Origin of the sequence: Desulfofundulus thermocisternus DSM 10259 (assembly GCF_000686645.1) — a bacterium.
Classification (GTDB): domain Bacteria; phylum Bacillota; class Desulfotomaculia; order Desulfotomaculales; family Desulfovirgulaceae; genus Desulfofundulus; species Desulfofundulus australicus.
The window spans coordinates 373,218-382,748 of the sequence record NZ_JMLG01000001.1 but is presented as its reverse complement, the minus strand read 5'-3'; the positions used below and the strand labels follow the sequence as shown (position 1 = coordinate 382,748).

Sequence of the window (9,531 nt, the reverse complement as noted above, 5' to 3'; positions counted from 1 at the left end):
ATGGACTTGCGCAAATCGGTGGCACCGCAGGCGAGGTAAACCCGGTTGATACTAAATTCATTTAGCATAACGCTACCAGCACCTTAACTACCTGAGAAAGCAAGGCTGGTTCAAAGCCGGGTTTTACCTCGATGTTGGCCGGTCCTATTTTGACCAGTAAAGTATGGTCCTCTTCTATAAATGACTGGTTGCTTATTTCCACCGGCAGCCACCGGTTTGATTTTCCTGGGGTAACTCCGTTCCGGTCATTAAACTTTCGCAGCCAGTACCATAACTGCCTGGGGCTGACGCCTTCATGGGCGGCGCACCATTCTCTGACGCTTTGCCCACTCATCTTGTATTCGGCTATTCGGGTTTCCCATAGCGCTTCCCGTTCGGCTTTGGTCATAAGAAAAAATCCTCCTCATCGAGCTTATTTTTTGAGGAAGATTATCCCTTAAACTTGGGTATTGTGCCAAGGTGGGTTGTGTTTGACGCTTACGGAAGTTCCGGGCCGGGTTGTGTTGCGATCACTCTCCCAACCGGTTATACTATAATCAAAAGCACATTTGGGAGTGATAGCAATGCATATAGTGAATGTGACAGATATCCGGAGGAACATCCGCGAGATTCTGATGGAAGTAATTCGCACAAAAGAACCGGCGGTTATCCTCCAGAGGTCAAAGCCGGTTGCTTACCTGGTGGATGCTGAAACATTCGAGAAGACGCGTAAGTTGAATGAGATGGACCTGTTGACTCAAACCAGAAAAGAAAGCCTGGACAGGATACTTCAGTTAAGGGTTAAGATGGCAAAGAAGGGGGGTGTAAGGGGTGATTCGGTTCAACTGATCCGTGAACTTCGGGAGGGGTTGAACCGCCATGAGTAACTATATCTGCCTGGATACCTCGGTTTTGATCAAATTATTCATTCAGGAGGAGGATAGCGATAAAGCTACGTTATTATTGCAAAGGATCATTGACCAGGGGCAGCTCATTGTGCTGCCCGCATTCGCCTGGGCCGAAATAGGAACTGTTCTGAGAAAGAAGCGTAGAAGGGGGGAATTGGCTGTTCAGGAAGCGGACGATCTGTGGTTGGAGTTCCGGCAATTTCCCGGGATAGAGTACTTTAATGATGACTCGATAATGGATCTGGCCTGGAAAATTAGTCGCCACTTCGATATGCCTACGCTTTACGATGCAGCTTTTCTGGCGGTTGCTGAGGTGGTGGAAAGGAGAACCGGGGAAACATGTGAATTCTGGACGGCGGATGAAAAGCTGGTCAATCTCCTGAACGGGCGAAGGAAATATGTGAGATTTTTAAAGGAATTAAATTAACCGGTATTTAATCCCCATGACCTGTTACCAGGATAAACCAGGAGCTGACCTGATCGAAGAGGTATTTGGACAGGCTTTCTCAGGTAAGGCAATATTTATATTTCGTTCATGAGTATTCTTGAGATTGCTTATCTGGTCATATCCAGGGAGAATCTGGATGAGGCAACAAAACTGGTTATCCAGCCAAGGGAATTGCCACTGGAAGAAGTCTGGCCTGACGGGGAGTTGCTCTGGCTGGCCGCACAAATATGAAATCCTCTGGCAATGCTCAACATGATCCGGCCAGGCAGCCGGATTATTTTTGTGCGCACCCGAGCATGGTCGTGGTCTATTAAAAGCATATCAGTGTTTCTTCCTGAAAAGGACTTCCCCATTGCCCGGCGAATTCATTACCTCAGCTTTCCAAATTCTATCGGAGGTGTATTATGCTTACCAAACTTCTGGCCAGCATTGGCATTGGTTCTGCCAGGGTGGACCTGGAGGTGGCGGAAACTGCGGTTCCCCTGGGCGGGTTCCTTAACGGGGCCATCAGGATCCAGGGCGGGAACGTGGAGCAGCGGGTAGACAAAATCTACATCAACCTTATCCTATCCTCAGCCTATAAGGCCGGGGATCAAACCAGGAACATTCGCCGGATCATCGGCACGGTCACGGTGGGGGAGAAAATGGTGGTCCGGCCGGGGGAGGAAAAGATCTACCCGGTGAGTTTCCAGATCCCCTTCGGCCTGCCCATTTCCAGGGGCCGGACCAGGTACTTCCTCCAGACGGGGCTGGACATACCCCAGGCCATTGACCCGGTTGACCATGACCCCATTCAAATAGTGCCCAACAGGGAATTCAAAATGTTCTTTGAAGCCCTGAAAGCCCTGGGTTTCCGGGAAAAGCGCGGCTCCGGCGATTACAACGGCCGCTTCCAGGAGTTTGAGTACCGTCCGACCACTTATTTTGTCCGGGAACTGGATGAAATCGAGGTTTATCCCGTGGCCGGGGAGAGGGAACTGGTGGTGGTCATGCAGATCGACAAAAAGGCCCGGGGCCTCTTCGGGTCTCTTCTGGACGAGCTGGACCTGGACGAAAGATTTGTCCGTTTTACCATCCCCTACAGTGAAATAGACAGTGTGTCCGGGCTGGCTGGAATGCTCAGGAGTATTATTGAAAGGGAATACCGGAAGATTATTTAGTAGAAAATGACTTTGTCCCCATTTCCACATTGGATACCACCTTTAATTTCCCGTTTAATTTGCGGAACAAAAAATTTCCTTAGGGAGCTATCTACAACATAAGATGTAGGTTTACTTTTAGGTTTTGGATGCATTCTGTCTTGTAATAGGAATATGCGTCTTGTATACTGTGAGAAAAGGGAGGTGTGTTGTTTGAGCACAAGAAATATCATTAAAACCACTGTCAGTCACCGTTACCAGACCGTTATTCCGGCCGGGATTAGGGAACGCTATAATATTCGGGAAGGGACGCGCATAGCCTGGATCGACCAGGGCGGGGAGATAAAGATAATTCCTTTGCCAGCTGAACCGGGTAAACTTTTCCGGGGTGCTGGAAAGGGAAAGGATTTGCTCGGTTTACTGATGAAGTACCGGGAAAAGGAACGGAAAGTAAATGAGTGACATCAAAAAATACGTGCTGGACACCAGTGCCCTGTTGACCTATTACCAGGATGAAGCAGGAGCTGACCTGATCGAAGAGGTATTTATACAAGCTTCCTCAGGCAAGGCAATTGTTTATATTTCGTTCATGAGTATTTTTGAGATTGCTTATCTGGTCATGTCCAGGGAGAATCTGGATGAGGCAACAAAACTGGTTCTCCAGTTAAGGGAATTGCCACTGGAAGAAGTCTGGCCTGACGAGGAGCTGCTCTGGTTGGCCGCACAAATAAAAGCAAAGGGCGGGTTAAGCGTGGCCGATGCTTTTATTGCTGGCCTGGCAAGGAAAAAAGCTGCAACGCTGGTGCACCGGGATCCGGAATTCAGCAGAGTTGATCTGGAAATTGATCAATTGATGCTTCCGGCTAAAAATATCCCGAATTCTCAATAACCAGTTCGGATAAAAATTGGGCTGAAAAGGACTTCCCCATTGCCCGGCGAATTCATTACCTCAGCTTTCCAAATTCTATCGGGGGTGGATCATGCTTACCAAACTTCTGGCCAGTATTGGCATTGGTTCTGCCAGGGTGGACCTGGAGGTGGCGGAAACTGCGGTCCCCCTGGGCGGGTTCCTTAACGGGGCCATCCGGTAATTTCCCGGCCCGGTGGGGTTACTTTATCATCTTCCCCAGCCTGAAGATGGCTTTTCCCATTTTAAACGGTATGGCCAAAATATAGCCGGCGGTCCTGCGGGATACGTTTAAAGCGGCCCGGCCAAAGCCTTTCATCAACTGCCCCGAGATCAGGATATCTCTTTCCAGATAATCCAGGCAGAGGTTGGTATTCTCCAGGTGTCTTTTCAATACCTCTTCGGGGCAAGCCTTCAGGGAACGCCGTAATAATTTTAAGGTGAAATGGACGTTGTCAAACTGTCCGGCCAGCGGGATGATATCGGGGATCAGGTCCACCGGGGAAATATTATAGGTCAGGGCCAGGGCTAAGAACAGCTTGGCCCTGGGGGGAACATCCTTATCCCTGTACAGCCCGTAAATAAGCTTGAAGTAGGCGGGCATCCTCTTGAGCACTTCAAAGATTTCTCTCTTCCTGACTTCACCCATAGCGCGGCAGACCCCCGCTAACTTAATTCATGAAAAGACTTTTTCTCCGTGTCCATGGTGAAAACCTTGTTCTTCCGGCGCATGCCGGATTATTTTTTCTTTCAGGGCGAGCAGCACCAGGTCCCGCGTAGTAAGCCCTTCTCTATCTCTGGCCATGTTCAATCTCTCCACATTTAGAATTTAAAACGGGTTGATATACCTTTCATAGTATGTGCATGATGGGTAAGGGCATACGCACATCTTTTCCAGGCTGGAGCTCCTCCGGACCCGGCACCTGCCGGACAGTTATTTTACAAAGCTCTCCGGTTGTGGTAAATTAAAGAGACATAAAGAAGGGCTAAGAGGAAGACAAGGAGAGTTCGGGGACGATGAAGCTGAAGGTGATCCCGGAGGATTTCGTGGTCAGGGAGCTGGCCCGTCTTCCTCTCCGGGAAAGGGGGCCTTACCGGCTCTATCTCCTGGAAAAGAAAGGATGGAACACCATCGATCTTTTGATCCGGCTGGCAAAGGCACACGGCCTTCCCTACCGCCTTTTTGCTTACGGGGGATTGAAGGACAGGCACGCCCATACCTTTCAGTACGTTACGGTGAAGCATCCCGCCAATTTAACCACCGGCGAGAAGAACTTTTTCTTCCAGAGCATTGGCTATATGGACAGGCCCATGGGGCCCGATCTGCTGGAGGGAAACGAGTTTGCCATTACCATCCGCGCCCTTGACGGGGAAGAGGTTTCCCGCATTACCCGCCGGGTGGATGAAGTCAGGGGCTTCGGCTATCCCAATTACTATGACGACCAGCGTTTCGGCAGCATGGACCGCCAGATGGGTTTCATGGCCGAGAGGCTGCTGAAAAAGCATTATAACGGCAGCCTGCAGGTATACCTTACCGGTATCTACCCGGAAGAAAAAAAGGAGGCCAGGGAACGGAAACGCTTTTTCCGCGAACACTGGGGTGACTGGCCGGCCTGCCTTTCCCGTGCCAAAACCACCATGGAGATGAAAATGTTCTCCCTGCTGGCGGAGAAACCTAAGGCCTTTGTTGAGGCGCTGCAGATGATTCCCCGGGAAGAGCTTTCGCTTCTCTTTTCGGCTTACCAGAGCTTTCTGTTTAACGAGCTTTTGAGAAGGATCTTGCAGGAAATGAACCTGAATCTCGCGGCCGTTCCGGGAGTGGCCGGACCCTATCTTTTTTACCGGCGCCTGGAAAGAAAAGAACTGGCTTATTTAAAATCCCTTAACCTTCCGCTGGCCGCCAGCCGCATGGAGTTTCCCGATGCCCGTACCGGGCAACTCTTTGCGGCCATCCTGGAAGAAAGGGGCATCAAGCGCAGCAGTTTTAACCTCCGCAAGGTGCGGCAGGCGTTTTTCAAGTCCACCCCCAGGCAGGCCATAGTTTTTCCCGGCGATTTGCGCCTGGAGCCTGCGGAACCCGATGATCTTTACCCCGGCAGGCAGAAAATCCGCCTGTTCTTCAGGCTGCCGCGCGGGAGCTACGGGACGATGCTCATCAAAAGGTTGACCATGCCCTGAGGAGCAGGAATACTCCGGGGATGGGCCGGGAGGTTATGCTTTTGAGATGCCACTGGCAGAATACGCGGTGAGGTGAGGAAAATGGCGGGGAAAGGTGGCCAGCGCCTGGACAAAGTGCTGGCCCATATGGGGTTTGGTACCCGTAATGAGGTTAAGAAGCTGGTTAAAGAGGGATGGGTCACGGTTAACGGGGAGCCGGTGGGTAACCCCGGGTTCCATGTTTTGCCCGGCCGGGATCAGATCGAGGTGGACGGGGAGCCGGTGGTGTACAGGCAGCATATTTTTTTAATGCTCAACAAGCCGCAGGGCTTTCTTTCGGCCACCGAAGATAAATTTGCCGAGGTGGTGGTGGACCTGCTTCCACCCGAGTATCGTTTCTTTCACCCGTTTCCGGTGGGCCGGCTGGACAAAGATGCCGAGGGCCTGCTTTTGCTTACCAACGATGGTAAACTGGCCCACCAGTTACTTTCACCCAGAAAACACGTGCCCAAAGTCTATTATGTCATTATCAGCGGGGTGGTGACGGAAGCCGATGTGGAGGCCTTCCGCCGGGGAGTGATCCTGGACGACGGCTACCGGACCATGCCCGCCGAATTAAAAATTCTCAGTTCCGGGCCGGAATCCAGGGTGGAGTTGACCATCTACGAGGGGAAATACCACCAGGTGAAGCGCATGTTTGAAGCCGTGGGCAAGAAAGTGGTTTATTTGAAACGTATTGCCATGGGACCCCTGGTGCTGGATGAGCGCCTGCAGCCCGGGGAATATCGTGAATTGACGGAAGAGGAAATAAAAATGCTTCGGGAATGGGTCCGCAGATCATCCGGTAAATAAATGGTGATCAATATCACAACTGCGGCGTGAGCCATTTAATATCTTCCCTGAAAATGAGTGCAGTACCATTGTTTAAAATGGCAGCCGGGTAGTTAAAATAACTCCGGTCAATTTTTAATCCGGGTGCTGTAAGGGAGGTTTTTTTAATGGAAGTAATTAAAATTTCGGAATTACCGGTATCCACTAACCCCCGGGGGGTAAGTGCCAGGAAGGTGCTGGAACGAGACGGTCTTGTCATCATGAACCTGCTGCTGAAGCCGGGCGAAGTGGTAGAAGCCCATGTAACGCCGCAAAATGTGGTCTTTCAGGTGACCCGGGGCAGGGGGGTAATCACAATTGGGGAAGATGAATCGCCGGTGGAAGAGGGTGAACTCGTCTACAGCACAAAGGGTATTCCCCACGGATTAAAGGCGGCACCGGATCAGGAATTTCACGTGCTGGTATGGAAGCTTCCAACCGCGTAAAAAAAGATGGCCTGAAAATCTTCTTGACATATTTTCTTCCGGCGTGATAGCATTTTGCCAGGCATATTTCGGATGCGTACCTGTTTGGAGACAGCCAATGGAAAAGAGTTGAGATGAGGTGAGCCGAGATGAGTGGATGGGGTTGAGCAAACCAACACTCATCGGGTGTTGGTTTTTTATTTTTATCTTGCGACATCCAGTTTGGCCACTGGGGAGGCACATTTAATGGCAGTTCCTGGAAAAATGCTCCTGATGGGTAACGAGGCCATCGCCAGGGGGGCGGTGGAAGCGGGGGTGCAGGTGGTGGCGGGTTATCCCGGCACCCCTTCTTCGGAAGTCCTGGAAACCCTGGCCCGCTTTTCCCGGGACTATGGCTTTTATGTCGAATGGTCGGTTAACGAGAAAGCAGCCCTGGAAGTGGCGGCCGGGGCAGCCTACGCCGGAGCCCGGGCCATGGTGACCATGAAGCAGGTCGGACTGAATGTGGCGGCGGACCCCCTGATGACCCTGGCCTATATCGGTGTGAAGGGCGGGCTGGTTCTGGTGGTGGCGGACGACCCGGGGCCCCACAGTTCCCAGAACGAGCAGGATACCAGAAAGTTCGCCCATTTCGCCGGTCTGCCCGTCCTGGACCCTTCCACCCCTCAAGAAGCGAAGGATATGACGGTGGCGGCTTTTGAAATTTCCGAGCGGCTGGGGCTGCCGGTGATCCTCAGACCCACCACCAGAACCTGTCACGTTTGCCAGGATGTTATCCTGGGTCCCCTGCCTGCTGCCAGAAACCAGTGCCGCTTTGAAAAAAATCCGGGGTGGGTGATCCTCCCTGCCCTGGCTTATAAAAAACATATCTGGCTCAACCGGAAACAGGAGGAGATGGCCCTTTTGTTTAACAGTGTGCCCTTTAACCGGGCCGAAATTAAGGGGAAAACCGGCATTGTCGCTTCCGGTGTGAGCTACAATTACGTGCTGGAGGTCCTGGAAATGCTGGGCCTGGAGGCATCCCTCCTGAAAATAGGGACCCCCTACCCGCTGCCCGGAGATCTGGTGCTGGATTTTCTGTCCCGGATGGAGCGGGTGCTGGTGGTTGAAGAGCAGGAACCGGTGGTGGAGGACCAGATAATCCACCTGGCCTGGCGCCATAAATTACCGCTGGCCGTGGCGGGCAAAAATGACGGGCTGGTACCGCGGGAAGGGGAGCTGGATACGGACAGGGTGGCTGCCGCCCTGCGGAAATTTTTCGGCCTGGAGGAAGAAAAGCGGGCCGCGGGTGCCGTCCACCCCGTTCCCGAGCTGCCCTTAAGGCCCCCGGTCCTTTGTGCGGGGTGCCCCCACCGGCCGGTTTTCTATGGCTTCCGGGAAGCCTTGAAGGATTACGACCCGGTCTTTACCGGGGACATCGGGTGTTACACCCTGGGGGTTGTTCCACCCCTGAACGCCCTTGATACCTGCCTGTGCATGGGGGCGAGCGTTACCATAGCTTCCGGCCTTTCCCGTGTGGAACGGGGGCGCAAGCACGTGGCTTTTCTGGGCGACTCCACCTTTTTTCATGCCGGGGTGACGGGCCTGATCAACGCGGTTTACAACAATGCCGACATCACCCTGGTGATCCTTGATAACAGTACCACCGCCATGACGGGTCACCAGCCCCATCCGGGAATTGGTAAAAGAGCTTCCGGCGACCCGGCCAGAAAAATAGATATTGCCGGGCTGGTCAGGGGATGCGGTGTGGAGCACATCCTCCAGGTGGATGCTTATAACCTGGGGGAAGTCATGCAGGCCGCCAGGGAAGCGGTGGAACATGAAGGTCCCTCTGTGGTCATCGCCCGCAGGGAGTGCGTGGCTCTGACCGGGCCGGGCGGTCGCTACCGGGTGGATGCGGAAACCTGCGTGGGATGCCTGACCTGCGTGGAAAGCTTTGGCTGCCCGGCTCTGAACAGGGATGATGAAGATAGGATAAGTATTTCTGAAAAATGTACCGGATGCGGCGTCTGTGCCCAGGTTTGCCCGGCAGGTGCCATCGAGGAGGAGGAGCAGCTGTGAAATTTGACCTGGTCATTGCCGGAGTGGGCGGCCAGGGAACGGTTCTGGCTTCCCGGGTGATCGCCAGAGCTGCCATGGAAGCCGGGTGGCAGGTCAGAACTTCTGAAACTATAGGCATGGCCCAGCGGGAAGGCTGCGTGGTGAGCCATGTCCGGGTGGGGGATAGGCTGGCGGGCGCCCTGATTCCGGACGGCAGGGCCGATGTCCTGCTGGGATTTGAACTGGCGGAGGCGGCCCGGGCTTTGAAAAAACTTGCCGCCGGGGGCAGGGCCATTGTCAATGACGAGGTAATTATGCCCACTTCCGTTTCGGCGGGTTTATCCCGCTACCCGGTTCAGGATATAAGGAGATATCTGGAGGAAGAACTGCCGGGGGTGTGTTTTCTGAAAGCTTCCGCCCTGGCCAGGGAGGCGGGAAATATCAGGTGCGCCAATGTGGTAATGCTGGGGGCGCTGTCGACTTTTCCCGGCCTTCCTTTCACCCCGGAGGGGCTGCTGGAAGCGGTGCTGGAAACCGTGCCCAACCGGTACAGGGATATTAACCGGAAGGCTTTTGAAATAGGCCGCCGGGCCATGGGGGTGTATTAAATGGCTTTAAAAGCTGCCGAACTGGGCGGGGGCCGGTTTGATTTCGAGGC

Annotated in this window: 15 protein-coding genes; 11 read left to right on the top strand and 4 right to left on the bottom strand. The window is 53.2% G+C overall.

The genetic code is table 11. The features are described 5' to 3' along the window. Positions 1 to 61 precede the first annotated feature (61 nt). Entirely contained in the window at positions 62 to 388 is a 327-nt protein-coding gene (gene tnpA / locus BR83_RS0102015) for an IS66 family insertion sequence element accessory protein TnpA (RefSeq protein WP_027355674.1), read from the bottom strand. 175 nt (positions 389 to 563) lie between these two features. On the opposite strand from tnpA, the gene BR83_RS0102010 reads away from it, so the two are divergent. Both BR83_RS0102010 and BR83_RS0102005 read left to right on the top strand, forming a co-directional pair. Next, positions 564 to 866 carry a type II toxin-antitoxin system Phd/YefM family antitoxin gene (locus tag BR83_RS0102010; protein WP_027355673.1) on the top strand — a complete coding sequence of 101 codons (303 nt, stop codon included), beginning with the start codon at positions 564 to 566 and terminating at the stop codon, positions 864 to 866. Further along, a complete protein-coding gene (locus BR83_RS0102005) occupies positions 859 to 1,314 on the top strand; it encodes a type II toxin-antitoxin system VapC family toxin (protein ID WP_027355672.1) in 456 nt (151 codons plus the stop codon). Before BR83_RS0102010 ends, BR83_RS0102005 begins: the two co-directional genes overlap by 8 nt. 128 nt (positions 1,315 to 1,442) lie before the next feature. Here the strand turns inward: BR83_RS0102005 and BR83_RS17075 are convergent, their stop codons facing one another. After that, positions 1,443 to 1,655 (bottom strand): hypothetical protein, encoded by a 213-nt coding sequence (locus tag BR83_RS17075; protein ID WP_157832945.1) that lies wholly within the window; start codon positions 1,653 to 1,655, stop codon positions 1,443 to 1,445. 84 nt (positions 1,656 to 1,739) lie between these two features. On the opposite strand from BR83_RS17075, the gene BR83_RS0101995 reads away from it, so the two are divergent. The 4 genes from BR83_RS0101995 (at position 1,740) to BR83_RS16895 (ending at position 3,565) form a co-directional block, all read left to right on the top strand. Next, the gene (locus tag BR83_RS0101995) at positions 1,740 to 2,495 is read left to right on the top strand and encodes a sporulation protein (protein ID WP_027355671.1); all 756 of its coding nucleotides are present in this window, start codon (positions 1,740 to 1,742) and stop codon (positions 2,493 to 2,495) included. 192 nt (positions 2,496 to 2,687) lie between these two features. Next, positions 2,688 to 2,936 carry an AbrB/MazE/SpoVT family DNA-binding domain-containing protein gene (locus BR83_RS0101990; protein WP_013823890.1) on the top strand — a complete coding sequence of 83 codons (249 nt, stop codon included), beginning with the start codon at positions 2,688 to 2,690 and terminating at the stop codon, positions 2,934 to 2,936. After that, entirely contained in the window at positions 2,929 to 3,363 is a 435-nt protein-coding gene (locus tag BR83_RS0101985; protein WP_051617732.1) for a type II toxin-antitoxin system VapC family toxin, read from the top strand. Before BR83_RS0101990 ends, BR83_RS0101985 begins: the two co-directional genes overlap by 8 nt. A gap of 91 nt (positions 3,364 to 3,454) precedes the next feature. Then, a complete protein-coding gene (locus BR83_RS16895; RefSeq protein WP_242839602.1) occupies positions 3,455 to 3,565 on the top strand; it encodes a sporulation protein in 111 nt (36 codons plus the stop codon). Positions 3,566 to 3,583: 18 nt separating this feature from the next. Here the strand turns inward: BR83_RS16895 and BR83_RS16295 are convergent, their stop codons facing one another. Further along, a complete protein-coding gene (locus BR83_RS16295) occupies positions 3,584 to 4,030 on the bottom strand; it encodes a YkvA family protein (RefSeq protein ID WP_027355668.1) in 447 nt (148 codons plus the stop codon). Between the two features lie 27 nt (positions 4,031 to 4,057). Further along, positions 4,058 to 4,186, bottom strand: a complete 129-nt coding sequence (locus tag BR83_RS17715; RefSeq protein WP_278244188.1) for a hypothetical protein — start codon at positions 4,184 to 4,186, stop codon at positions 4,058 to 4,060. A 212-nt stretch (positions 4,187 to 4,398) separates the two neighbouring features. Here BR83_RS17715 and truD point away from each other — a divergent pair, with 212 nt between their 5' ends. From truD to BR83_RS0101945, 5 genes are all read left to right on the top strand, one after another. Continuing rightward, on the top strand, positions 4,399 to 5,559 hold the full coding sequence (gene truD / locus BR83_RS0101965; protein WP_027355667.1) for a tRNA pseudouridine(13) synthase TruD: 1,161 nt from the start codon (positions 4,399 to 4,401) through the stop codon (positions 5,557 to 5,559). Between the two features lie 81 nt (positions 5,560 to 5,640). Next, positions 5,641 to 6,390: a pseudouridine synthase gene (locus tag BR83_RS0101960; RefSeq protein WP_027355666.1), complete on the top strand. Its 750-nt coding sequence runs from the start codon at positions 5,641 to 5,643 to the stop codon at positions 6,388 to 6,390. A gap of 146 nt (positions 6,391 to 6,536) precedes the next feature. Beyond that, the gene (locus tag BR83_RS0101955; RefSeq protein ID WP_027355665.1) at positions 6,537 to 6,854 is read left to right on the top strand and encodes a cupin domain-containing protein; all 318 of its coding nucleotides are present in this window, start codon (positions 6,537 to 6,539) and stop codon (positions 6,852 to 6,854) included. A gap of 225 nt (positions 6,855 to 7,079) precedes the next feature. Next, the gene (iorA, locus tag BR83_RS0101950; RefSeq protein ID WP_027355664.1) at positions 7,080 to 8,894 is read left to right on the top strand and encodes an indolepyruvate ferredoxin oxidoreductase subunit alpha; all 1,815 of its coding nucleotides are present in this window, start codon (positions 7,080 to 7,082) and stop codon (positions 8,892 to 8,894) included. After that, positions 8,891 to 9,481, top strand: coding sequence for an indolepyruvate oxidoreductase subunit beta (locus BR83_RS0101945; protein WP_027355663.1), 591 nt, complete (start codon positions 8,891 to 8,893; stop codon positions 9,479 to 9,481). The genes iorA and BR83_RS0101945 overlap by 4 nt, the downstream gene beginning before the upstream one ends. Positions 9,482 to 9,531: the final 50 nt, after the last annotated feature.